Source organism: Paraburkholderia agricolaris (assembly GCF_009455635.1).
GTDB lineage: Bacteria > Pseudomonadota > Gammaproteobacteria > Burkholderiales > Burkholderiaceae > Paraburkholderia > Paraburkholderia agricolaris.
Genome location: NZ_QPER01000002.1, coordinates 3441338 through 3466166, shown reverse-complemented (window position 1 = coordinate 3466166; position 24829 = coordinate 3441338). Strand labels below are relative to the sequence as shown.

The window sequence follows — 24829 nt, the reverse complement described above, 5'->3', positions numbered from 1 at the left end:
CATACCTTATTTAGCTCAAAGACAGCACTCGCCATCAAAATACGCCTTGCGCCAGCGCGTGATCGTCACGCGCTCGAACAAGTCGACCTGAGAAAATGGATCGGCCGCAATAAACTTTTCGGCTTCCTCGCGTGTTTCCAGATCGACAACATACACGCCGCCGCCGGCACCGCTGCCGTCGTCGTTCAACTTCGCGCCGCAGGCAAGCAGCAACGCCTTGTTCTCTTCCAGAAACGCGAGGTGCGTCTCGCGCTCGCGGATGCGGACGTCGGCGTGACCGGGCTTGTCGAACGTTTCGATGATATAGGGCATGCGTGCTCCTTTCAGTTCGGCGCGATAGCGGACGGATGCTGCGCGAGCGGCGTTACGTCGATAACCAGATACGGAAACAGCGGCAACGAACTGAGCAGCGTATGCAGCTCGTCGTTCGACTCGACATCGAATACGCTGTAATTCGCGTACTGACCGGCCACTCGCCACAGATGGCGCCACTTGCCCTCGTGCTGCAGCTTCTGCGAAAACGCTTTCTCCTCGGCCTTCAGGCGATCGACGAGTGCCTTGTCGGCATCGGCAGGAATCTGAACCTGCATATGAACCAGATACAACATTCGAACTTCTCCATCGAATGAACAGGCCGCTTTGTAGCGGCCGGACGTTTGCTCAACCCCAAGCGAGAATCGCCACCGTGTACACGATGCCGATCCAGAACATCATGATGACCGTATAGCCCATGATGTCCTTCAGTTTCAGCTTCGACAACGCGAGCGCCGGCAGAATCCAGAACGGCTGTACCAGATCGTTCCATGCGTTGCCGAGCATCACGGCGGTCGCGGTGTGCCCTACCGATGCGCCAATCGACTTGGCCGCCTCGATCATGAACGGCCCCTGAATCACCCAGTGACCGCCGCCCGACGGGGCGAAAAAGTTGATGAAGAACGAACTGATCAAACCCCAGAACGGCAGCGTGGCAGGCGTCGCGATCTTGACGAAGAAATGCGAGAACGTGTTGACCAGCCCCGACGACGCCATGATCGCCATAATCCCCGCATAGAACGGGTACTGCAGAATGATGCCGCTGATCGTGCGAATACCTTCGTTCAGCTTCTCGACATAGCGAATCGGCGTACCGAGCAGAATGATGCCGAGGAATAGAATAATGAAGTTGATCAGGTTCAAGTCCATCGAGCCGCCGCCGTGGAAGTACAGCGCCACGTAAACCACGCCAATTGCGCCGATCAGATAGCTCAGCAGGCGGCTATTGTTCAGGCGATGGGCAATGGTGTTGCTTTCGTCGATATCCAATACGGGCGCCGCGGCTTTGGGTGCGTCGTTCAGCGCGCGGTCGATCTCCGTAACCGGCTGGCCCGGCTTCGGATGCAGCCAGGCATTCAACAGCGGCAAAGTGATGATGACAACTAGACTCGTGATCAGCATTGCCGGCGAAAAAATCGTTTCCGACAGCGGAATCACGCCCATCTGCGCTTCCATCGGGTGACCCTTGGTGGAGATCAGCACCGGAATACTGGCCGACAGACCGAGACCGTACATCGTAAAGCCGCTATAGGCCGACGCGATGATCAACGGGTAATGCACACCCTTGATGCTCAGCGCCAGCTTGCGCGCCACGATCCCGCCGATCACCAGGCCGAAGCCCCAGTTCAGATAGCTGCCAATCCCGCCGACCAGCGTCGCGACGATCACCGCCATGCGCGGATCGTGCACTCGCGCGACGAGCCGATCGAGAAAGCGCTCGGTGAGGGGGGCGGTCGCGAGCACATAGCCCGCCGCGAGAATCACCGCCATTTGAGTCGTGAACGCGAGCAGCGCCCAGAAGCCTTTCCCCCAACTCAGGGTGAGCGCGCTCACCGCCTGGCCTTGAACCAGCACGGCGAGAATCATCGTGAGCAGGGTGAGGCCGATGGCGAAGACGAATGGATCGGGCAGATACTTGCGCATCAGCTCCGTAAAGAAAGCGGTGATTTTCTGCATGTGACTGTCTCTGGCGGTGGTCGAATAATATTTATCGGGTCATGCTAGGCGAGTACGGCGTGTGCTGCTTACGAATCGTTTTGCGCGGAATCCTTGCGGTAGCGGGTCAGTCGCATCAATGCGCGGTCGCGCCACGCCACGCGTTCTTCCCACTGTTCGAGCGGCAAAGTGCTGCGGCGCGCTGCTTCAACATCGGCGACGAGTTCAGGTGTCCATGGATCGTTCTGACCGCGTTCCGCGCCCATGCGCGCATACGACGGTCCCATCTTCTGCGCATGCGAAGCGATGCCGCCACGCGTATTCAGATCGACGGTCTCGAACGGTCCGATTACCGACCAGCGCAATCCGAGCCCTTCGCGTACGACGGTATCGACATCGTCCACAGAAGCCACACCGTCGCGCACGAGGCAATACGCTTCGCGCAATAGCGCGCCCTGCAGCCGGTTGAAGATGAACCCTTCTACTTCTTTTGCGACGCGCACCGGTTTCAGACCAGCCTCGGTGAAGAGCGTGATTGCACGTGCCACGGCGTCATCCGCGGTAAAGGGGGCGGGCACGATTTCGACGACCGGGATCAGATACGGCGGATTGCCTGGATGCGCGACAAGGCACCGGCCGCGTCCCGGCAGCGTTTCATCGACAAAGCGCGACGCTGCGAGAAACGACGACGCGCTTGCCAGAATCGCGTGCGGTGGCGCCGCGCGATCGAGTGCGATGAACAGTTCGCGTTTGATCTCTTCACGCTCCGGTGCACATTCCTGCACGAGATCGGCGTCGGCCGCGGCCGTTTCCAGCGCCGCTACAATTTCGACGCGTGCGGCCACGTCGTCAGGGGATTCGTCGAGCAGGCCGAAGCGGGTCAATTCTTCGAGACGCTGCATGATTTCCGTTGGCGCAAGCGCGCGCCGTTCAGCAGCCGGATCGAACAGGCGCACGCGCCAACCGGCTCGCGCGAACACCACGGCGAAGGCAATGCCGATACTTCCGCCGCCGACAATCCCCGCACGCCGTATCGCCTGTGCGTTCATGTTCACACTCCCGCGACGCCGACGGTCATGCCGCCGCACACGTACAACACCTGGCCGGTCACGAAACCGCTGCGCGCGTCGAGCAGATACGACGCGGCGTGTGCGACGTCATCCGGCGTGCCCACACGCTTGACCGGCACGCTCTCAATGATTGCGCGCGTGCGCGGCGCATCCGGCGGATTTGCGCGATCGAACAACTCCGTGCGGATCGGGCCCGGACCGATCGCATTGGCGGTTACGCCAAACGCGCCGAGTTCGAGCGCCCATACGCGTGTCATGCCGATCAGCGCGGCCTTGGTTGCCGAATAGGCGGTGCGCAATTCCTTGCCGAGCGCCGCGCGCGACGACATGTTCACGATCCGGCCGAAACCGGCCGCCTTCATACCGGGCAGCAACGCTTGCATGCATTGAAGCGAACAGCGCACGTTGAGCGCCCAGGCGCGTTCGAGTTCTTCGAGCGATTGCGCTTCCGCGCTCGCCGGCACAACCACGCCGACGTTGTTGACGAGACGTGTGATCGGACCGTCTTCGAGTGCACGTTCGAGCGCCGCCGCGGTTGCCTGCGGGTCCGACAGATCGGCGATCAGTCCATTGCCGACGCGATCGATCACGACCACGTCGTAACCGTCCGCCTTGCAACGCTCAGCACACGCGGCGCCGATGCCGGCAGCGCCGCCGGTAATCAAAACTCGTTCTTTAGTCATGCTTCGGATTCGGTGTAGTAAAAGAGGAAGACTTAGACAGTGGCGATCGGTGTGACCGGCGAACCCATCGCGCCGGGCAACCGGAGCGGCGGCGCCGTCAGCATGAAATGCGAGCGGCCGTTCGCACGCAGCCACGCGGCGAGGTCGTGCAGGTACCAGAGTTCGCCTAGCGGTAAGCCGAGCTTGAACAGGCAATGGTGATGCAGCGGCAACAACGGATGCTCGCCCGGCGTGGTTGGCGCGCGCGCCGGAAAGCGTTCCACCGCGTAGTTGTCCGCAGCGAGCGCGGCGATGCCGGAGTCGGTGATCCATTGCAGCAGACGTTCGTCGCGCCCATCGAGTGCGCAGCAATGAGCGTTGAGCACTGACTCGTCGGGCTGGCGGTTCATCTCCAGCACCATCTCGGCGAAACCGGTACGCAGCACCAGCATGTCGCCAGGCTCGATCTCGACACGATCGGCTTCGATCGCGAACATCAGATCGTCGTAGCCGACCGTTCGATATTCGCGTGCATAGTGCGCCACCAGATCGACCAGTACGCCACGCCCCTGCATGCCCTTCACGGCAAGATTCTCGATGCCGAGCACGTCGGCGTGGCTGTGTTCGCCGCCGCAGGCATGCGGCGCGAAGCCTTCATCCGCCCGATACTCGATCGGACCGACGATATCCGCATTGGCACGGTAGCCGTTGTAGTAGACGCTCTCGGGTACACCGTCGCCGTTTGCGTCGAAACGAGCGCCCACGTGCGCGAGCGAATCCCATTGTGTCGAGTACTGCAGGCTCAGCAGCACCTGATCGTCGCTGAGCACGTCGGTGGCGCCCGCTTCGTTGCGCGCAAGCGGGAAGTTGACGTAGGGCAGATCGTCCCTGAAGGTCGGGCGCAGCACGGGCGGATGACGGCGCACGTTCAGCTTGTTGTCGCCGGGAAAGTCGAGTGGCAGCGAAAGGCAGAAGCTCAACCCCGCGCGGATTTCACGCGCGCCTTTGAGCACCTGTTCCGTGCCGATCAGATTCGGCCGGCCGAGTTGGTCGTCGGGGCCGAAGTCGCCCCAGTTGGATCCTTCGGGTTTGTTCTTCCAGCGCATTTCAGCTTCCTCTACCGATCTGGCCTAAGCGCTGCACTGCCCGCACACGCGGCGCCGAGCCGTGCAGCACATCCTCACGCCAGCAGGGCAGGCGGGATCTGGCCGTAAATTTCAAGCAGCGCTTCGATCGCGCGGGGTTCGTTCTTCAGGAGCCGGGCTTTCGGGCCGCCGATCACAAGTGCGAACGCCTCGCCGTGAATCAGGAAGCCACGCGCCAACCCGGCCACGTCTTCGACGTTTTCACCCGTCGAGCGATGCCAGCCGTTTTTCACGCCTTGCTCGACTTCGATCTCCAGTGTTTTGCGATCGATCACCGTGCCATCGGTCGACGCGCTCCACGGCTCGCAACTGTCGAGCAGCTTGCGGCGCGCATCCGCCGAGAGGGCACCGAGCAACGCCTTGCCCGCCGCGCTGGCATGCACGTACATGAAGCCGCCGGGTTCGTCGCTATAGCGGATCTTCTGGCGCGACTCCATCACGTCGAGGTAGACGACGCGGTTGCCGGCCAGCGTGGCGAGCGCCGCGGTCTCACCAGTGGCGTCGCGCAGGGACGTGAGCAGCGGCTGGAACAACAGCGTCAGCGGGTCTTCGCTGCAAATGTCGCGCGCCACGTGCAGTAGCCGTTGCGTGGGGTAATAGCCGGCCTTCACGCCCGGCGCGTAGAGGTAGCCCTTGGCGACCATGGTTTGCAAAAGCGCGTGGCAACTCGACAGCGGGATCTCGGTTCGACGCGCGATTTCGCTGTAGATCATGGGTTGCCGCACTTCGGCAAAGAGGTTTATCACGTCGAAGACGCGCACTGCAGTTTTCACATCCATGAGAATATTATCGACATTTCGATAACTGGATGGCAATAGGGAAGGGGTATACACCTAGTTCGCCCGAGGTCTTATCCTGAGGTGACTGCGGGTAATCCCTTAATTGACGCCCGTTGCGAGCGATCCCTATAGTCGCGCTTCTTGTTCGCTAATGGAAAGTAAGTTCATTAATCGAACAAATGCGGTGAATGGAGATTGAATCCACCCCGTGCATTCGCGACACAAACGGAGACGTATCACGATGGCGCTCACGCTCGAAACGCAACACCGGAATGCCCGCAAAGCGGGTATCGCATCATTCGTTGGGACAACGATCGAATGGTATGACTTCTATGCGTACAGCACGGCGGCGGCGCTAGTGCTCGGCAAGATCTTCTTCCCGACCACCTCCGCGCTGGCCGGTACGCTGGCGGCGTTCGCGACTTTCTGGGTAGGTTTTCTGGCGCGGCCGATCGGCGGGATCATCTTTGGGCACCTGGGCGACAAGGTCGGCCGCAAGAAAACGCTGATCATCACGCTAATGCTGATGGGGTGCTGCACGACCGGCATGGGTTTGTTGCCCACCTACAACCAGGTCGGGCTGCTGGCTCCCGCGCTGCTGATTCTGTTCCGCCTGATGCAGGGTGTGGCGATGGGGGGTGAATGGGGTGGCGCTGTGGTGCTGTCGTCGGAACATGCGCCGAAGGGCAAGGAAATTCTCTATTCCGCTTTCGCGCAACAAGGCTCGCCCGCCGGCAATTTGCTGGCAACGGTGGCCTTTCTGCTGACCTCGATGCTGCCGGATCATCAGTTCATGACATGGGGTTGGCGCATTCCGTTCCTGTTCTCGGCGTTGCTGGTGGTGGTCGGCATGTTTATCCGCATGAGCGTCGAAGAGTCGCCGGCCATGCAGGAGTTGAAGGACAAGAACAAGGTCGCGAAACTGCCGATCGGCGAAGTGTTGCGCAACCATAAAGGTCTGGTGGCAATGGGCGTGGGCGCTTGTGTGATCGGCCTGTCGGCGACTTACTTCAAGACGACGTTTGCATTGTCGTGGGCCGTTACGAGCATCGGTTTCGATCGCACGCAGTTTCTCACGGTGATTACCGGTGCGATCATCGTGCAACTCATCGTGCAGCCGTTCGGCGCGGTGCTCGCCACAAAAATGGACCTGAAAAAAGCGGTCATTTACATGCTGGTGCCGGAGATCGTCGCGTTGCCGCTGATGTTCTCACTGATCGCCACCGGCTCGACCAAGCTCGCGATGCTGGGCATGGCGCTCGCCTCGATTCCGCACTCGCTGTATTACGCGGCGATGGCCGGCATTCTGGCGAAGTCGTTTCCGGTTCAGGTGCGCTACACCGGTATTTCGCTTTCCTATCAGATTTGCGGCATGGTGTTCGCCGGCACCACGCCGATTCTCGGACAGTACCTGCTGGGCGCAACCGGTTCGATTCTTTCCGTCGTCGCATTGGGGATCCTGCACGTGCTGATTACGCTGTTCTGCGCGCTGGGATTGATCACGCGCATGCATCAGGAGGGCGCGCGCGACGCTGCACGTTCGGCCGCGATGGCGCAGAGCTGATCGCTATTGAGCAGAACGGGCGTTGCCACTAGCGCCTGAAGAAGCCGTCCGCCGTTGCCGATGAGGCTCGGCGGACTTTGGCGTCTTTGGCGTGGCGGCTTCGCTCAGGAAGCGCGTTGAAGTAGCGTTGTTGTCGACGCGTCGCCTTTCCCGGCCTTCTGTTCGAAGCCGTAGAACGACGCGGGGGTTGTACATAGAATCGCGTTGATCGCCGTTGCATCCAGGCCGGGTTCCAGCAGCGTCGATAACGACTTGCCGTAGTTCATCACCTGTTCGTGCTGAGTGTGAGGCCAGTCGCTGCCCCACATCAGCCGCGCGGCGCCGAAGTGTTCGACGAGCTGACCGGTAGCCTCACGCACAAAATCGGAACCCGGCGCCGCGCATCGGTAGGCGCCCGAAACCTTGATCCACACGCGCCCCGTTTTGCCATACCCGAGCAAGGTTCTGAAGCCGGGGTCGCGAATGCCTTTCTGAGGGTCGGGACGTCCAAAATGATCGACGACCACAGGTACTCCGGCCTCCAGCAGCCGGTCGAGCATTGGTGCCAGGTCTTGCGAATTGCGGTGTAATTCGACGTGCCAGCCCAGTTCCGACAATCGTTCGAGCAATGGGGGCCATGAACTCGCTGCCAGATCGGGTAACGCCTGCCCGATCAGATTGAGCCGTATGCCGGTTACGCCTTGCGCGTGCAGCGCGGCCAACTCTTTTTCGGACACGTCGGGCGTGACCACCGCTACGCCCCTCAAGCAACGCCTGTCTCGCGAGAGTGCTTGCAGCAGGTAGCGATTGTCCGTCCCGAGAAAGCTCGGCTGCACCAGAACCGCACGCTCGATGCCGTGCGCGTTCAGTAGCTGCAAATAGGTGTCGAGCGTCGCGTCGTAGTCCGGCGCGTAGCGCCGGCCATCCGTGAGCGGTAAGCCTTTTTCGAAGACGTGCGCGTGAGTGTCGACTCGACAACCGCGGGACTGGGTGAGCAATGCAGGGTCACTCATGATCAGTTCCGCGGCGTGTCCAGGTTCAGGCGCGCAGAGTCGACGGCATCGGCTGCCGATTCAGCGACCGCGCCACGCAGACGCTTACCGCGGGTCTCGGGAAGCAGCAACACCGCGACCATCGCGAGGCCGTAAGCAATGGCAGCATCGATGCCGATTGCCATGCCCAGAGACATCGAATGACTCATATAGCCGACGAGGACAGGGAAGCCCGCTGAGGCGATCCGTCCGAAGTTGTAGCAGAATCCGACGCCCGTGCCACGCATGTCGGCCGGATACAGTTCGTTGAAAAGCGGACCGAGGCTGGCAGGAATGCCGGCGGCGAACAAGCCGAGCGGGAAGCCGAGCACGAGCATTTGCGTGTTGGTCAGCGGCAGCATTACGTAAGCGAGAACCGTGACGATGCAGCAGAACGCGAAGAGGGCGATATTGCGCCGGCGCCCAATGCGATCCAGCAGATAGGCGCTCGCCATGCAGCCGCACCAGAACGCTACGATGACCACCGCCAGATAGCCGCCGGTGTTCAGAACCGACAGGTGCCGCTCTTTGGCAAGGAAGGTGGGCAGCCAGCTCATGATCGCGTAGTACCCGCCATGCGCGCCGGTGCCGAGCACGGCGCCGATCACGGTGGTTTTGAGCACACGCGGCTGAAAAACCTGGGTGATCTGCCCGAGCACGGAGGTGCTAGGTGCAGTGCTTACCGGCGCGACGCGCGCCGGCTCCTTCAGATTGCGCCGTACGAATAGAACCAGGCCGGCCGGCACCAGGCCGACGGCGAACATCACGCGCCATGCGGTGTCCGACGGTAACCACGAGAACGCCACGGCATACACCAGCACGGCTGCCCCCCAGCCAACCGCCCAGGCGCTTTGCACGGCGCCCATGGCCTTGCCGCGATGTTCGGTACGAATGGTTTCCGCCATCAATACCGCGCCTGCTGCCCACTCGCCGCCGAACCCGAATCCTTGGAGCGCTTTGAGAACCAGCAGCTGGGGGAAGTTTTGCGCGAACGCGCAGAGGAACGTGAAGCCGGCAAACCAGAGGATCGTTATTTGCAAGGTCCGGACGCGGCCAAGGCGGTCCGACAATGCCCCCGCGATCCAACCGCCAAGCGCTGAAGATATCAGCGTCACGCTGCTGATCGCGCCGGCCTGCGTGTGATCGATGCCATACGCGGCAATGATCGCAGGAATGGCCAGGGTGAACATCTGCACGTCGAGCGCGTCGAGTCCCCAACCCGCAAAGCATCCCCAAAATGTGTTGCGTTCCAGGGGCGTGCCCTGCTTGTACCACGTGAACATAGCCGTCTCCGTTATGCCATTCATGTAGTCATATATATGACTACATGAATGATGGCCGTAACGCCGTGGAAAGTCATTGAGTATTAACCCTTGCTCACGTCGTTGTCGCGCGATGTTGTACAGTAGTTACTCCTCTGAACAACTATATGAGCACCATGCAAGCGGCCTCTTTTGTGACCAAGCCGGACGATCGGCTGCCCCGTTATCAGCAATTGCGTGACGATCTGGTTGGCCGCATTGCTGCAGGCGAATGGGCGCTCGAGGAAGCCATTGCCACAGAGGCGGAGTTGGGGCAGTTCTATAACGTCTCCACTGGAACGGTTCGCAAGGCGATTGATCTGCTTGTTGCCGACGGCGTGCTCACGCGCAGCCAGGGCAAGGGCACCTTCATCCGGCGGCCGCGTTTCGATTCGTCGCTGTTTCGCTTCTTTCGCTTTAAGTCGCGCGACGGCAAACCGGTGCGGCCGACAGCGCGCGTGCTCAAGCGCGAAATCGTGAAGCCTCGCGAAGAAATTCGCGCTGCTCTGGGAATGAAAGCCGCCGAGAAAGCGATCCATTTGTCGCGTGTGCGCCTGATCGAAGGTCAGGCGGTTCTGTCGGAAGAAATCTGGTTGCCGCGTGCGCGTTTCGAACCCTTGGCCACGCTACCGCTCGGCGATTTCGAAGACCTGCTGTACCCGTTGTACGAACGTCTGTGCCGGCAGATCGTGGCGTCCGCCACGGAAATTCTAAATGTAGAACAGGCCACGGCCGAAGATGCTTTGCTTCTCGATGTAGCGTCCGGCAGTCCCGTCATTCAGGTTCAGCGTGTCGCGTCGGACTTCGCCGGCACGCCGTTCGAATGGCGCAGCACTCGCGGCGCTGCCGCGACGTTTCAGTACCAGGTGGAAATCCGCTAAGCCAGCGACCCGCTGGAATCTCGCAGACCGTATGCGCCTATTGGGGTATCACCCCATGGCGCTCGAGGCCGGTTCATATAAACATATATATGACTACATCATATCTGGCCGTTCCCTCACTTTCCCTAGACGTAGCGGCTGACCTGCCGCCTGACGAGCGTCGACGGCGGCCGGCGAGAAAATCGGAGCGGACATGTCTACGCAGGCAGGATTTGAGCAGCAGGTAATGAAGAAGATGGCGTGGCGGCTGATGCCGCTGCTGATCGTCATGTTTCTGATTTCGTTTATCGACCGCCAGAACGTCGGTTTCGCCAAGCTGGAGATGGTGCATGCCCTTGGCATGACGGAAGCTTCATACGGGCTGGGGGCTTCGCTTTTCTTCATCGGCTACCTCATTTTCGAGGTGCCCAGCACGCTGGCGCTGCATCGTTTCGGCGCGCGGACCTGGCTCGCCCGCATCATGATGACCTGGGGCGTGGTCACGGTACTGATGGCATTCGCGCGTTCGCTGCCCGTCTTCTATTCGTTTCGCTTCGCACTGGGTGTGGCCGAAGCCGGTTTTTATCCCGGCGTCATCTACTACCTGACGCAGTGGTTCCCACAAAGCTATCGCACCAAAGTGCTGGGCTTCTTCACGCTGGGCAGTTCGCTCGCCAACATGCTGGGCTCGCTGGTGGGCGGTCTTCTGCTGACGTTGGGCGGTACATGGGGCTTTGCGGGTTGGCAGTGGGTGTTTATCGCCACCGGTATTCCCGCCATTCTGATTGCGTTTGTCGCGCTCAAGTTCTTGCCGAATTCAGTGCAGGACGCGCCGTTTCTCTCGCAGCAGGAGAAGGATGTCGTCGTCGCCGCGCTGAAGCGGGAAGCGTCGGAGGACGCCAAATCGAGCCGGCCTTGGGGTGCGCTGCTCGATCCGAAGGTTCTCATGTTCGCGCTGACATACATGTTGATGTCGACGTCGTTGTACGGCGTGACTTACTGGATGCCGACGCTGCTGAAAAGCGATGGCGTATCGTCGTCGCTTAACGGTGTGTTGAACATGATTCCGTGGGCGCTCGCGACACTGCTTCTGCTGTGGCTGCCCGGTAAGCTCAAACGTGAGCGCGTCGTGCTGAAGGCGATGAGCGGGGTGGCCGGCATCGGCGTTGTTTGCTTCGCGTCGAGCCTCGTGTTGCCGACCGCGTCGTTGCGCTTTGCCGCGCTATGTCTGGGCGGGGCGTGCATTCCGTTGCTCTATCCATGTTTCTGGTCGTTGCCCCCGCGCTTCTTTTCTGGCGCAAGAGCCGCGGCGAGCGTGGCGGCGATCAACGCGATCGGCAATCTGGGCGGCTTTGCCGGACAGAATCTGATGCCTTACGTCGGCAAGGTGGCGCACAGTCAGGTCGCGCCGATGCTGGTGCCTACGGCGTGCCTGTTCGCGTTGGGGATTGGCACCGCGCTCGCCGCGCTGATCGGTGCGCGGCGCAGGATGGTGCTCGAGTCGGCGGCGATTCGTTCAACGTAGGTTGCGTGTCGGCGCGGCGCCGAAGAATCCGGCTGGCCACACGAACGTATCGCGCTTTACGGCCGGAACAGATCGAAGCCGGCCAGCGCGACCACCCCGCTGACCACGATCAGCGCTACCGAATGCTGTCCGAAGTAAAGAAGGGCCGCGGCTGACCAGCTCGTCGCGGCGAATGCTGCAATGCGTTTCATGCCTTAAAACCCCAATGCGATAGCCAGCAAGCCGCTGACCACTCCGCAAACCACAACCGCGAGTGCGACCACCGTCAGCACGCGCTTCGGAAATGAGCGGCCGAGCATCGCCATGGACGGCACGCTGATCAGCGGCAACGTCATCAGCAACGCGCCGGCCGGGCCGGCGGCCATGCCGAACGACAGCATGGCCTGGATGATCGGCACTTCGCCCGCGGTCGGGATCACGAACAAGGTGCCGGCAATCGACAAAGCGACGATCCACAGCAGGCTGTTGTCGATGCCAGGTCCAATGTGCGGAAACAGCCATGCCCGCGCCGCGCCGAGAATCAGCACCAGCACGATGTATTCAGGAATCAGCCGCAGCGTCATGGTGCCGAGGATTTTCACCCAGCGTGTGAACGCGGTGCCCGGATTGTCGGTGGTGACGAGTTGCGCCATCGCTTCGCGCGAGGCTTCGGCTTCTTTCGGCGTCACCATCCGGTTCACCAGATAGCCGAGCCCGAACACCGTCACGAGGCCCAGGGCGAGCCGCAAGCCCATCCATTGCCAGCCGAGCACGAAACCCATGAAGATCAGCGTGGCCGGGTTGAGAGCGGTGTTACCGAGCCAGAACGCGATCGCCGCGCCCGGCGCCGCCTGGCGGGCGCGCAAACCGGCCACGACCGGCGCCGCGCAGCACGTGCACATCATGCCCGGCAACGACATCAGGCCACCCTTCACCACGCTGCTGAAGTCGGTCCGGCCGAGCGCACGCGCGACCCACTGCGGCGGAATCAGCGCCTGCACCGCCGAGCCCAGCAGAAGGCCAAGCACCATGGCTTGCCAGATCGCCTTACCGTAGGCCAGCGCGTAATCGATGGCCGCCTGCCACGATGCCGCCGGGGCGCTCGAGGACGTGCCCATCAGGATCGACTTGCCGATGGAGTGCTGGCTCGCGGCAACGAAGGCGCGGTTGTAGTACGGGAACCACTTCACGTAGAAGAGGCCGACGACGGCGATCAGCAGAAACACGATCCAGCCAAGGGCGACGCGGGGCTGTCGAAGGGTTGATTGCATGATGGTCTTAGCGTTAGTTTTTTTGATCAGCTCACAGCGAGCGCGCTGTGATCGAGTTGCGCAAGCAGTGCTTTGGCCTGTTCAACGACATCGGCATCATTGGGCCGGAAATGAATTGGCAGCGCGTCCGGCAGGCAGACGAAATGTTGATGGCTGCTGCGCGCGTAGGCCGGATCGTAGTGCCGTTCGATCAACTCGCGAGCAAGCTCCACGCGGCCATTTTCGTCGACGAGCCGTTGCCAGCCCATGACACGTTCGCGGCTATGCAAACCGATCATCTTCTGCAGTTGCGCTTTCAATGCTTCGGGGTCGTCGAACAGATGCGCATAGTCGTGCAGCAGGAACGCCGCGCGGTCTTCGTGGCTCGACAGCACGTCGACGCAGGCGGCCTGGTGAAACGTGTCGAGCAGCGCGAGCGGCAGCATAATCGAACCGATCCGCCGGCTCTCCGCTTCGACGAAAACCGGCCGCTTGGGATCGAAGCCGCGCAGGGCGCACACCAGCAACGTGTCGAAGCGCTTTTGCGACGGCTGTGCGACACCCGCCCATGCGCCCAGCAGCGAGCCGCGATGCGCCGCCAATGCTTCGAGGTCCAGCGTTTGCGCGCCCGCCTGATGCAGCGCTTCGAGCAGACGCGTCTTGCCGCTGCCCGTCGGGCCGACCAGTGCGATATACCTGAACTGTTTCGGCAACGCGTCGAGCGTGTCCAGCGTCGCGCGCCGGTAGGTTTTATAACCGCCGTCCAGTTGGCGAGCCGGCCAGCCGATCATATTGAAGAGCGTCGTGACCGAACCCGAGCGCTTTCCGCCGCGCCAGCAGTAGATCAGCGGCCGCCAGTTGCGCGGCCGGTCGGCAAACGTCGTTTCCAGATGGTGCGCGATGTTGCGCGCCACCAGCGCCGCGCCGATCCGCGTGCCTTCGAACGGCGAAACCTGCTTGTAGGTCGTGCCGACCAGGACACGCTCTTCGTTGCTCAGCACAGGCGCATTCAGCGCGCCGGGAATGTGATCTTCGGCGAATTCGAGAGGCGTGCGCACGTCGATGATTTCATCGAAATCACCGGCTTGATCGAGGCTGACGAGTAGGTTTTTCAAGGGGTTACGGGCGAAACAGACCGGCTGGAGAAGCGAAATTATCGCATGCGCCGTGAATGCGGGCTGGCGGGCCGCCCAGCCGGGCCTTCGGGCGCTGAGGTTCAGCTCGTCCGTTAGCCGGCCTGCTCCTTAGAGCACTTCGACTCGCCCTTCTCCGCTGACCATGTCGCCGATCACGCGCGCGTCGGCGAAACCGTCGGCGCGGAACAGGGCGAGCACCTCGTCGACCGCGTCCGGTGCGCACGAAACCAGCAAGCCGCCCGAGGTTTGCGGATCGGTGAGCAGGGTGCGGGCCGTCGACGGCAGTGAGGCCGGCAACACGATGTCTTTACCGTATGCGTCCCAGTTGCGTCCCGAAGCGCCGGTAAAAATGCCGGCTTCAGCAAAGTCGACCACGTCCGGCAACCAAGGCAAATCCGCATAGCGCACGCGGGCAGTCAGATTCGAACCGCGGGCCAATTCCAGCGTATGGCCCAGCAAGCCAAAACCGGTGATGTCCGTGAGTGCATGCACGCCGTCGAGCGCGGATAGTGCCGCGCCCGGCCGGTTGAGTTTGGTTGTGGCCGCGATCATCGCGGCATAACCGTTTGAATCGAGCCGGTCTTTTTTCAATGCCGCCGACAGCACACCCACGCCCAGCGGCTTGCCGAGGATCAGCACGTCGCCTGGCCGCGCGCCGACATTGCGTTTGACACGCCGCGGATCGACCACGCCGATCGCGACCAGGCCATAAATCGGCTCCACCGAGTCAATCGAATGGCCGCCGGCGAGGGGAATGCCGGCTTCCGCGCAGACCGACTCGCCGCCCTTCAGCACCGCCGCGATCACCTCGTGCGGCAGCACGTTGATCGGCATGCCGACGATCGCCAGCGCCATGATCGGCTTGCCGCCCATCGCGTAGACGTCCGACAGCGCATTGGTGGCGGCGATCCGGCCGAAGTCGAACGGATCGTCGACGATCGGCATGAAGAAGTCGGTGGTGGCGACGATCGCCTGCTCGTCGTTGAGCCGGTAGACGGCGGCGTCGTCGGCGGTATCGTTGCCGACCAGCAGGTCGGGAAAGAACGGCAGCGGCGCGCTGCGCTTGAGCAGATCGGCGAGCAGGCCAGGGGCGATCTTGCAACCGCAGCCGCCGCCGTGCGACAGGCTGGTCAGGCGGGGCGAAGGGTTGGCGGTGGGGGCGGTGTCGGTCATATGCGGTGCGGATTTCGGGCTTCGGATGATCGCATTATGGCGGTTGTTCGTACGAGGCGCAGAACAATGGGCAGGACCGAGGCGTTGCATGGCTCGGCGAAAACCGGCTGTCACACTTCATATTTAACAATGCTAATTAGATGTGCGGTCTGGCTGCAGGACTTCATATCGGCCTCTATAATCGTTATTAGTATCCTAAAAAGAGCCGAGGCCATTACATGACCCACATGTCCCGGCGACAGTTTCTGAAGGTCTCCGCTACCACGCTCGCCGGATCAAGTTTGGCCCTCATGGGCTTTTCTCCGGCACCGGCGCTAGCCGAAGTCCGTCAGTACAAACTGTTGCGCACAACTGAAACCCGCAACACCTGCCCGTACTGCTCGGTGGGCTGCGGCATCCTGATGTACGGACTGGGCGACAACGCCAAGAATGCAAAGTCCAGCATCATCCACATCGAAGGCGATCCCGATCATCCGGTTAATCGCGGCACCTTGTGCCCGAAGGGCGCGAGCCTGATCGACTTCATTCACAGTCCGAGCCGCCTGAAGTATCCGGAGTACCGTGCGGCGGGATCGAATGAATGGAAGCGGATTTCGTGGGACGACGCGCTCGATCGCATTGCCGCGTTGATGAAGGAAGACCGTGATGCCAACTTCGTCGAGACGACGGAAGACGGCAAGAAGGTCAACCGCTGGCTGACCACCGGCATGCTCGCTGCATCGGCCGGCAGCAATGAAGTAGGGTATTTGACGCACAAGACTGTCCGCAGTCTTGGCATGCTCGCATTCGATAATCAGGCGCGTGTCTGACATGGCCCGACGGTGGCAGGTCTTGCCCCGACGTTTGGCCGTGGAGCGATGACGAACCATTGGGTCGACATCAAGAACGCGGACGTGATTCTGGTAATGGGCGGTAATGCAGCCGAGGCGCACCCGTGCGGTTTCAAGTGGGTCACGGAGGCGAAGGCGCACCGCAAGGCGAGATTGATCGTGGTCGATCCGCGCTTTACGCGGACGGCATCGGTTGCGGATTATTACGCGCAGATCCGGACCGGCTCGGACATCGTGTTCCTGGGCGGGGTGATCAACTATTTGCTCACCAACGACAAGATTCAGCACGAGTACGTCAAGAACTACACGGACATGCCGTTCATCGTTCGTGAGGACTTTTCGTTTACCGACGGTCTGTATTCCGGCTACGACGCGGACAAGCGCAACTACGACAAGAGTTCGTGGGACTACGAGCGCGGCGCCGACGGCTTCGCCAAGGTCGATCCGACGCTGCAGGACCCGCGCTGCGTCTATCAGCTGATGAAGCAGCACTACTCGCGCTATACGCCCGAGCAGGTCGAAAAAATCTGCGGCACGCCGAAGGAGAAATTCCTTAAGGTATGCGAGATGCTGGCGTCGACGGCCGTCCCTGGGCGCGCCGGCACGATCCTGTATGCGCTCGGCTGGACCCATCATTCGGTCGGCTCGCAGATCATCCGCACCGGTGCGATGGTGCAATTGCTGCTGGGCAACATCGGCATTGCCGGCGGCGGCATGAATGCGCTGCGCGGCCACTCGAACATCCAGGGCTTGACCGACCTCGGCCTGATGTCGAACCTGCTGCCGGGCTATATGACCTTGCCGATGGAAGCCGAACAGGACTTCGACGCCTACATCGCCAAGCGTGCAACCCAGCCGTTGCGGCCGAACCAGCTCAGCTACTGGCGCAACTATCGCGCCTTCCACGTCAGCTTCATGAAGTCGTGGTGGGGCGATAACGCGACCGCCGCGAACAACTTCGGCTACGAGTATCTGCCGAAGCTCGATAAGTCATACGACATGCTGCAGGTCTTCGAGCTGATGAATCAAGGCAAGATGACCGGCTACATCGCGCAGGGCTTCAACCCGCTTGCCGCGGCGCCGAACAAGGCGAAGATCGGCGCGAGTCTGGCCAGGCTGAAGTGGCTCGTCATCATGGATCCGCTCGCCACTGAAACCTCCGAGTTCTGGAAGAACTTCGGCGAGTTCAACGACGTCGATCCTGCTTCGATTCAAACGGAAGTTTTCCGCTTGCCGACCACGTGTTTCGCGGAAGAGCGTGGTTCGCTGGTCAGCTCCAGCCGCGTGTTGCAGTGGCACTGGCAGGGCGCGGATGGCCCCGGTGAAGCGAAGAGCGATCTGGAGATCATGTCCGGGCTCTGGCTGCGCATGCGTAAGGCTTATCAGGAGAAGGGCGGCAAATATCCCGATCCGATTCTCAACATGAGTTGGCCGTATGCAAATCCTGAAAGCCCGACGCCTGAAGAAATCGCCATGGAATTCAATGGCAAGGCACTGGCCGACGTGACCGATCCCGCCGACAAAACCAAGGTGCTCGCAAGAAAGGGCGAGCAGCTGGCGGGCTTCGCGCAGCTTCGGGACGACGGCAGCACGGCCAGCGGTTGCTGGATTTTCTGCGGCGCGTGGACCCAGGCGGGCAACCAGATGGGCCGCCGCGACAACTCCGACCCAACCGGTATCGGCAATACGCTGAACTGGGCGTGGGCGTGGCCCGCGAACCGGCGGATTCTGTACAACCGCGCCTCGTGCGACGTCAGCGGCAAGCCGTTCGACCCCACGCGCAAGCTGATTGCGTGGAACGGCAAGACGTGGAGCGGTGCGGATATCCCTGACTTCAAGGTCGACGAACCGCCTGAAAACGGCATGAATCCGTTCATCATGAATCCGGAGGGCGTGGCGCGCTTCTTCGCGCGTGATGGACTGGTGGAAGGCCCATTCCCCGAGCACTACGAACCGTTTGAAACGCCGCTTGGTTACAACCCGCTGCATCCGGACAACAAGGCGGTTGTCAGCAATCCGGCGGCGCGCGTGTTCCCGGACGATCGGGCCGCATTCGGCACACATGAGAATTTCCCGCATACGGCGACCACCTATCGGCTGACCGAACATTTCCACTACTGGACCAAGCACGCGCGTTTGAACGCGATCGTGCAGCCGCAACAGTTCGTGGAGATCGGCGAGGATCTGGCGAAAGAAGTGGGCGTGGTCGCGGGGGACCGCGTGAAGGTGTCGTCCAATCGCGGATACATGATTGCCGTGGCGCTCGTCACCAAGCGGATCAAACCGCTGATGATCGAAGGGAAAAAAGTCCAGACGGTCGGGTTGCCGCTGCATTGGGGTTTCAAGGGGCTCGCGAAACCGGGCTATCTCGTCAATACGCTGACGCCCTCCGTGGGCGACGGGAATTCGCAAACACCGGAATTCAAGTCGTTCCTCGTCAAGGTCGAAAAGGCATAAGGAAAAGAGATGGCACTGCAATCACTGGATATCAAACGCCTCTCGGCCACGACCTTGCCCGAACCGCAAGTGCGCGAGCCGGTGACGGGCACGGTCGCCAAGCTTATCGATGTGTCGAAATGCATCGGCTGCAAGGCGTGCCAGACCGCCTGTATGGAGTGGAACGATCTGCGCGACGAGATCGGCACGACAACCGGCATCTACGACAACCCGCGCGATCTGACGGAGCATTCGTGGACCGTCATGCGGTTTTCGGAGTACGAGAACACCGAGGGCGATCTCGAGTGGCTGATCCGTAAGGACGGCTGCATGCACTGCGAGGATCCGGGCTGCCTGAAGGCATGTCCTTCGCCGGGCGCGATCGTGCAGTACACGAACGGCATCGTGGACTTTCACGAGGAGAACTGCATTGGCTGCGGCTACTGCATCACCGGTTGCCCGTTCAACGTGCCGCGCATTTCGAAGAAGGACAACCGCGCCTACAAGTGCACGCTATGTTCGGACCGCGTGGCCGTGGGGCAGGAGCCTGCGTGCGTGAAGACCTGTCCGACCGGCGCGATCATGTTCGGCACCAAGGAGGACATGAAGCAGCAGGCGGCGGACCGGATCGAAGATCTGAAGGATCGCGGCTTCCAGAACGCTGGTTTGTATGATCCTGCCGGCGTGGGCGGCACGCATGTGATGTACGTGCTGCATCATGCCGACAAGCCCACGCTGTACCATGGCTTGCCGCAGAATCCAAAGATCAGCGCGATGGTTTATCTGTGGAAGGGGTTGGCGAAACCGTTGGCGCTGGCAGGTATCGCGTTCGCGGCCGTGGCCGGTTTCTTTCACTACACGCGGGTTGGTCCGAACGAGGTGACGGAGGCGGACGAAGCCGAAGCACAGCATGAAGCCGACGAAGCACGCCGTTCGCGGGAGGCATCCGATGAAGCACGCTGACAACCATCGGCACGTTGTGCTGAAAGACGCGAGGGGCAACAGTCTGATCGAGCGCTACACGCCGAACGAGCGGACGAATCACTGGATCACGGCGATCACGTTCGTGCTGCTGGCGCTGTCCGGACTCGCCATGTTCCATCCGGCGATGTCGTGGCTGTACGCAATCTTCGGCGGGGGGCAATGGACGCGGATTCTGCATCCGTTTGTTGGCTGCGTGATGTTCCTGTCGTTTCTGATTCTTGCGTTGCGCTTCTGGCATCACAACCTTCTCGACCGCGCCGACATTCAGTGGATGAGGCAGATCGACGACGTACTGAACAATCGCGAGGACAAGCTCCCCGCGATTGGGAAGTACAACGCCGGTCAAAAGCTGCTATTTTTCACTATGGTAGTTTGCCTGCTCCTGTTGCTGGCGAGCGGCATCGTGATCTGGCGGCGCTATTTCTCGTTCTACTTCCCGATCGAGATTGTCCGCCTCGCGGCATTGGTTCATGCCGCGGCAGCGTTCGTGCTGATTGTCGGTATCGTCGTGCATATTTACGCGGCCTTGTGGGTCAAGGGTTCGATCGGTGCGATGACACGCGGTACCGTGACCTACGGGTGGGCGAGAAAGCATCATCGGAACTGGTTCAAGGAAATAGTCGACAAGTAGGATCGGCAAGACGCGCGGCGCGACTTGCCGCGCACCGTACCCCGAGCCGCCGCCTTTGTTCGACGAACTGCGGCGGCTCTTCAGTTTTCAGAGGTCGATACTTTGGTTCAACGCATTCTTGAAGCCGGCGACATCGAGTCGCTCGATCACACGGCGATTCCCCGCATCCGTACGCCGGAACGGCTGGCGGTCTTTTCGGCACGTGCCGCGCGGCTGCGTCAACTGGCGGCGCTCAGCAATCCGATTGCCGGTTATTTGCGCCTGATGGCCGTGCTGGCGGACGCGCAGCAAGCCGTGATCGCCGGCTTCAAGGCTCAGCCGCCGGGCGCAGAGCTGATCGCGAGCGCGCAACAGCATTCCATGCCACTGATTCCGGCGCTCTCCGGTGTGCGCGATCCGGCGTGGCACGATGTTTTGCTGCAACTGGTCGACAAGGTGCAAGCCGCCGGCCCGCTCACGCCGCCGCTCGAAGCGCTCTTCGCCAGACTGCGGACACTCGGTCAAGCCGCGCTCGAAGCGCAGGCCGACGCGATCTTCGCGCAGCGTTTCGACGAAGTCGATCCGGCCTGCGCGCCCTTCATCATGGCTGCGCTGCAAGTAGTCTGGACCGATCTTGCCGCCGACGTCGACAGACGCGACGTGCCGTACCTCGAGACACCCGGCCTGTGTCCGGTATGCGGATCGCATCCGGTAGCGAGCCTGGTGCGCGTGGGCGGCGCGTATGACAATTACCGTTACCTGCAATGCGGTTTGTGTGCCACGGAGTGGCATATGGTCCGTGCGAAATGTTCGAACTGCGATTCGACCAAAGGCATTGCCTATCACGCTGTCGGCTCACAGGGCGCGGACGAAGCCGCCCGGGAAGCCGATTCCAGGAATGCTGCCTTGAAGGCGGAGTCGTGTGACGAATGCCATACTTACCGGAAGATCGGCACTCAGTCGAAGGATTACGATTTCGAGCCGTTCGCGGACGATCTCGCCAGTCTCACGCTGGATCTGCTGATGGGCGCGGAAGGTTATCGGCGTGCGTCGCCGCATCCGTGGCTGTGGCCGGAGCAGGGTAGCACCGCCGCTGAGTCTTCCGGCGCATCGGACTGAAGTGCCACTGAAACTCGACCGAAGAAAGAGGATTGCCTTGTGAGCGATGTAACCGGCTCTGAATTGCGCGCGCTGATGGCGCGTGTGCCTTCGGTGGAAAAGGTGCTGGCGTCGGCGGAGTTTGCGGCTTTGCTGACTGAGTTCGGCCGCACGCAGGTGTTGAATGCCTTGCGTCACGCGCTCGACACCTGGCGCGCCAGTGCGCAGTCTGGCGATGCGCCGGTGAGCGCGCTCGATGTCGTGCAACTGCGGGGTTCGGTCGAGGCCGCGCTGCGCCGGCGTAACGCGGCTCGCTTGCGCAGTGTCTTCAATCTGACCGGCACCGTGCTGCATACCAATCTTGGCCGCGCTTTGCTGCCGGACGAGGCGGTACAAGCCGTCATGAAGGCGCTCACACAGCCGGCCAATCTCGAGTTCGATCTTGGCACGGGCAAGCGCGGTGATCGCGACGACCTGATCGACGAACTCATTTGCGAACTGACCGGCGCCGAAGCCGCGACCGTGGTCAATAACAACGCCGCCGCCGTATTGCTTACGTTGTCCGCATTGGCGTCGAAGAAGGAAGTGATCGTGTCGCGTGGCGAGCTGGTTGAGATCGGCGGCGCGTTTCGCATTCCCGACATCATGAACCGCGCGGGCGCGAAGCTGCGCGAAGTCGGCACCACCAATCGCACGCATCTAAAGGACTACGACGAAGCCATTGGACCGCAAACGGCGCTGCTGATGAAAGTCCACGCGAGCAACTATGCGATCAGTGGCTTCACCAAGGAGGTTGGCGTCGATGCCATCGCGCCGCTCGCCCACGCGCGCGGTATCGCCGTTGCCGTTGACCTCGGCAGCGGCACGCTGGTTGATCTGACGCAATGGGGCTTGCCACGCGAGACGACGGTGCGCGAAACCATCGAAGCCGGCGCCGATCTTGTTACGTTCAGCGGTGACAAGTTGCTGGGCGGCCCGCAGGCCGGATTGATCGTCGGCCGGCGCGATCTGATCGCCAGGATCAAGAAGCATCCCCTCAAGCGCGCGCTGCGAGTCGGCAAGCTGACGCTCGCAGCACTGGAACCCGTGCTGCAGATGTACCGCGCGCCGGAGAAGCTCACGGAACGGCTGACCACGCTGCGTTTGCTCACGCGGCCGAGCGACGATATCCGGCTCGCCGCGCAGCGGGTACAACCCGAGTTGCAGCGCGCGGTTGGCGAACGCTACGCGGTAGTGGCCGAGCCAATGTTCAGCCAGATCGGCAGCGGCGCGTTGCCGGTCGACGTGCTGCCGAGCTACGGACTCGTCGTCAGGACGGCCGATGGCAAGCGCGGCGGCCGTCAATTGCTGGCGCTCGAGAAGCGCTTGCGCGAGATGGCGCGCCCGATCATCGGCCGTATCGCGGACGACGCTTTGCGTCTCGATCTGCGCTGTCTTGAAGCCGCCGATGAAGCGCAGTTGATCGAGCAACTGAAGGGCGTGCACGCATGATCGTAGGTACGGCCGGTCATATCGACCACGGCAAAACGAGCCTGGTGAGAGCGCTGTCGGGCGTCGACACGGATCGTCTCAAGGAAGAAAAGGCACGCGGCATTTCGATCGAACTGGGCTATGCATACGTGCCGCTCGACAACGGCGACGTGCTCGGTCTGATCGACGTGCCGGGCCACGAAAAGCTAGTCCATACGATGACCGCGGGCGCAAGCGGGATCGATTTCGCCTTGCTCGTGATCGCTGCCGACGACGGCGTGATGCCGCAAACGCGGGAACATCTGGCGATTGTGGAACTGCTCGGCATCAAGCGCGGTGCGGTAGCGCTGACCAAGATAGATCGCGTTGACGCTGTGCGGCTGAAGGAAGTCCATGACGAGGTCACAGCGTTCCTGAGCGGCAGCGTGCTGCAGGATGCGCCGGTGTTTGAGACTAACGCCCTGCATAACGATGACCCTGGCGTAGCCGCGTTGAAGGCGCATCTGCACGCAGCGGCAGCGGAGTGGCGCATGAAGCGCGACGACGGCCTGTTCCGTCTCGCGGTCGACCGGGTCTTTACGCTCACGGGCCAGGGCACGATCGTGACAGGGACGGTGGCGTCGGGACGTGTGACGGTGGGCGACACGATGCTGCTCGCGCCGAAGAATCAACCTGTACGCGTGCGCAGCATCCATGCGCAGAATCGTCCGGCCGGGAGCGGGCGGGCAGGCGAGCGCTGCGCGTTGAACCTTGCGGGTATCGAGAAGAGCGCAATCGACCGCGGTGACTGGATTGTCGATCCGCGTCTGTCGCAAGCCTCGGAACGTATCGACGTCATGCTCACGTTGCTTGCCGATGCTCCGTTGACGCTGGAGCATTGGGCGCCGTTGCACGTTCATCTGGGTACGCAGCATCAGGTGGCGCACGTCGCGTTGCTCGACGGCGAGACACTTGGCGCGGGTCAGTCGGCACGCGCGCAACTCGTCTTTGAGCGGCCGGTGTGCGCGCTGCCGGGCGACCGCTTTGTGGTGCGCAATGCGCAGGCTGATCGCACGGTTGGCGGCGGTCATGTGCTTGATCCGTTTGCGCCTTCTCGCAAGCGTCGCTCGGCTGAACGACTGGCGTGGCTCGATGCGATCCAGGCCATGCTCGATACCGGCGAACTGGATTCGCTTCTGGCAAAGGCTCCGTTCGGCTTGTCCCGTTCACTGCTGGAACGGTTGACCGGCATGCCGGTGGCCGTGCTTGCGTTGCCGTCTGATACGCGGGTTGTGGAGCTTGCGGGCCATGACGCGTTGTTGATTGCCGATGCGTCGTGGCGGGCGTTGAATGCGCGGCTGACGACGATGCTAAAGCAGTACCACGAGCGTTCACCGGACGAACTCGGCCCGGATGGTTCGCGCTTGCGGCGGATGGCTGCGCCTCTCGTCGACGACGCGTTATGGCGTGCGCTGGTCGACGAAGCGGCGGCACGCGGTGAGATTGTCAGACGCGGGCCGTGGTTGCATCTGCCGGACCACGCTGTGACGCTCGACGAAGCCGATCGTGCGCTCGCGGTGACGTTACTGCGGGCGCTGAAAGAAGGACGTTTCGATCCACCCTGGGTGCGTGATCTGGCAAACGCACATGGCGTGCCCGAAGATCGCGTGCGGCAGTTGCTGCGCAAACTCGCGCGGCAAGGCGAGCTTTTTCAGATCGTGCGTGACCTGTTTTATCACCATGAGGTGATTCGCGAATTGGCCTCGATTGCAAGTTCCGAAGCGCAAAAGAATGCGGGTACGGTAGCGGCGGCGCCGTTTCGTGATGTCACCGGTCTTGGTCGAAAACGCGCGATTCAGCTTTTGGAATTCTTCGATCGTGTTGGGTATACTCGTTTCCACCGTGGCCTACATTTGATGCGTACGGATACGCGGTGGCTCGATCTGCCTTGATCGAGCGTTCGAGTTGCAAGGCATCGTTTGAGTAGTTCAATCACCGTA

General features: G+C 61.7%; 22 protein-coding genes. 9 read left to right on the top strand and 13 right to left on the bottom strand.

What is annotated here, in order from left to right; translation table 11 throughout:
* Window positions 1-15 precede the first annotated feature (15 nt).
* The 7 genes from GH665_RS36765 to GH665_RS36735 all read right to left on the bottom strand — a co-directional run bounded on the left by GH665_RS36765 (window position 16) and on the right by GH665_RS36735 (window position 5624).
* Window positions 16-312, bottom strand: a complete 297-nt coding sequence (locus GH665_RS36765) for a YciI family protein (RefSeq protein ID WP_025496071.1) — start codon at window positions 310-312, stop codon at window positions 16-18.
* An 11-nt stretch (window positions 313-323) separates the two neighbouring features.
* A complete protein-coding gene (catC, locus tag GH665_RS36760; RefSeq protein ID WP_028194375.1) occupies window positions 324-608 on the bottom strand; it encodes a muconolactone Delta-isomerase in 285 nt (94 codons plus the stop codon).
* 52 nt (window positions 609-660) lie between these two features.
* On the bottom strand, window positions 661-1989 hold the full coding sequence (locus GH665_RS36755) for a short-chain fatty acid transporter (protein ID WP_028194374.1): 1329 nt from the start codon (window positions 1987-1989) through the stop codon (window positions 661-663).
* Window positions 1990-2057: 68 nt separating this feature from the next.
* Window positions 2058-3017 carry a 3-hydroxyacyl-CoA dehydrogenase gene (locus GH665_RS36750; protein WP_153141922.1) on the bottom strand — a complete coding sequence of 320 codons (960 nt, stop codon included), beginning with the start codon at window positions 3015-3017 and terminating at the stop codon, window positions 2058-2060.
* Window positions 3018-3019: 2 nt separating this feature from the next.
* Window positions 3020-3721 (bottom strand): SDR family oxidoreductase, encoded by a 702-nt coding sequence (locus tag GH665_RS36745; RefSeq protein WP_153141921.1) that lies wholly within the window; start codon window positions 3719-3721, stop codon window positions 3020-3022.
* A 32-nt stretch (window positions 3722-3753) separates the two neighbouring features.
* Complete coding sequence (locus tag GH665_RS36740) at window positions 3754-4806, bottom strand: cyclase family protein (protein ID WP_153141920.1); 1053 nt, start codon at window positions 4804-4806, stop codon at window positions 3754-3756.
* A gap of 74 nt (window positions 4807-4880) precedes the next feature.
* Window positions 4881-5624: an IclR family transcriptional regulator gene (locus tag GH665_RS36735; protein ID WP_153141919.1), complete on the bottom strand. Its 744-nt coding sequence runs from the start codon at window positions 5622-5624 to the stop codon at window positions 4881-4883.
* Window positions 5625-5865: 241 nt separating this feature from the next.
* Here GH665_RS36735 and GH665_RS36730 point away from each other — a divergent pair, with 241 nt between their 5' ends.
* Window positions 5866-7188, top strand: coding sequence for an MFS transporter (locus GH665_RS36730; protein WP_153141918.1), 1323 nt, complete (start codon window positions 5866-5868; stop codon window positions 7186-7188).
* A gap of 104 nt (window positions 7189-7292) precedes the next feature.
* Here GH665_RS36730 and GH665_RS36725 read toward each other — a convergent pair whose 3' ends face one another.
* Entirely contained in the window at window positions 7293-8180 is an 888-nt protein-coding gene (locus GH665_RS36725; protein ID WP_153141917.1) for an amidohydrolase family protein, read from the bottom strand.
* A 2-nt stretch (window positions 8181-8182) separates the two neighbouring features.
* Complete coding sequence (locus tag GH665_RS36720; protein ID WP_153141916.1) at window positions 8183-9481, bottom strand: MFS transporter; 1299 nt, start codon at window positions 9479-9481, stop codon at window positions 8183-8185.
* Window positions 9482-9636: 155 nt separating this feature from the next.
* Between GH665_RS36720 and GH665_RS36715 the strand changes: the two genes are divergently transcribed.
* Window positions 9637-10380, top strand: a complete 744-nt coding sequence (locus tag GH665_RS36715) for a GntR family transcriptional regulator (protein ID WP_153142484.1) — start codon at window positions 9637-9639, stop codon at window positions 10378-10380.
* 193 nt (window positions 10381-10573) lie between these two features.
* The gene (locus GH665_RS36710; RefSeq protein WP_153141915.1) at window positions 10574-11884 is read left to right on the top strand and encodes an MFS transporter; all 1311 of its coding nucleotides are present in this window, start codon (window positions 10574-10576) and stop codon (window positions 11882-11884) included.
* A gap of 56 nt (window positions 11885-11940) precedes the next feature.
* Here the strand turns inward: GH665_RS36710 and GH665_RS39520 are convergent, their stop codons facing one another.
* The 4 genes from GH665_RS39520 to selD form a co-directional block, all read right to left on the bottom strand.
* Window positions 11941-12075: a hypothetical protein gene (locus GH665_RS39520; RefSeq protein ID WP_281357381.1), complete on the bottom strand. Its 135-nt coding sequence runs from the start codon at window positions 12073-12075 to the stop codon at window positions 11941-11943.
* A 3-nt stretch (window positions 12076-12078) separates the two neighbouring features.
* Window positions 12079-13134, bottom strand: coding sequence for a permease (locus GH665_RS36705; RefSeq protein WP_153141914.1), 1056 nt, complete (start codon window positions 13132-13134; stop codon window positions 12079-12081).
* 26 nt (window positions 13135-13160) lie between these two features.
* Entirely contained in the window at window positions 13161-14228 is a 1068-nt protein-coding gene (mnmH, locus tag GH665_RS36700) for a tRNA 2-selenouridine(34) synthase MnmH (RefSeq protein ID WP_153141913.1), read from the bottom strand.
* A gap of 129 nt (window positions 14229-14357) precedes the next feature.
* On the bottom strand, window positions 14358-15422 hold the full coding sequence (selD, locus tag GH665_RS36695; RefSeq protein WP_153141912.1) for a selenide, water dikinase SelD: 1065 nt from the start codon (window positions 15420-15422) through the stop codon (window positions 14358-14360).
* Window positions 15423-15640: 218 nt separating this feature from the next.
* Between selD and fdnG the strand changes: the two genes are divergently transcribed.
* The 6 genes from fdnG to selB all read left to right on the top strand — a co-directional run bounded on the left by fdnG (window position 15641) and on the right by selB (window position 24781).
* Window positions 15641-18709 (top strand): formate dehydrogenase-N subunit alpha, encoded by a 3069-nt coding sequence (gene fdnG / locus GH665_RS36690; RefSeq protein ID WP_153141911.1) that lies wholly within the window; start codon window positions 15641-15643, stop codon window positions 18707-18709.
* Window positions 18710-18718: 9 nt separating this feature from the next.
* On the top strand, window positions 18719-19651 hold the full coding sequence (gene fdxH / locus GH665_RS36685; RefSeq protein WP_153141910.1) for a formate dehydrogenase subunit beta: 933 nt from the start codon (window positions 18719-18721) through the stop codon (window positions 19649-19651).
* Window positions 19638-20303, top strand: a complete 666-nt coding sequence (locus GH665_RS36680) for a formate dehydrogenase subunit gamma (protein WP_153141909.1) — start codon at window positions 19638-19640, stop codon at window positions 20301-20303. The genes fdxH and GH665_RS36680 overlap by 14 nt, the downstream gene beginning before the upstream one ends.
* A gap of 102 nt (window positions 20304-20405) precedes the next feature.
* A complete protein-coding gene (gene fdhE / locus GH665_RS36675; protein ID WP_153141908.1) occupies window positions 20406-21401 on the top strand; it encodes a formate dehydrogenase accessory protein FdhE in 996 nt (331 codons plus the stop codon).
* 39 nt (window positions 21402-21440) lie between these two features.
* Window positions 21441-22871, top strand: coding sequence for an L-seryl-tRNA(Sec) selenium transferase (selA, locus tag GH665_RS36670; protein WP_153141907.1), 1431 nt, complete (start codon window positions 21441-21443; stop codon window positions 22869-22871).
* Complete coding sequence (gene selB, locus GH665_RS36665; protein ID WP_153141906.1) at window positions 22868-24781, top strand: selenocysteine-specific translation elongation factor; 1914 nt, start codon at window positions 22868-22870, stop codon at window positions 24779-24781. The genes selA and selB overlap by 4 nt, the downstream gene beginning before the upstream one ends.
* Window positions 24782-24829 lie beyond the last annotated feature (48 nt).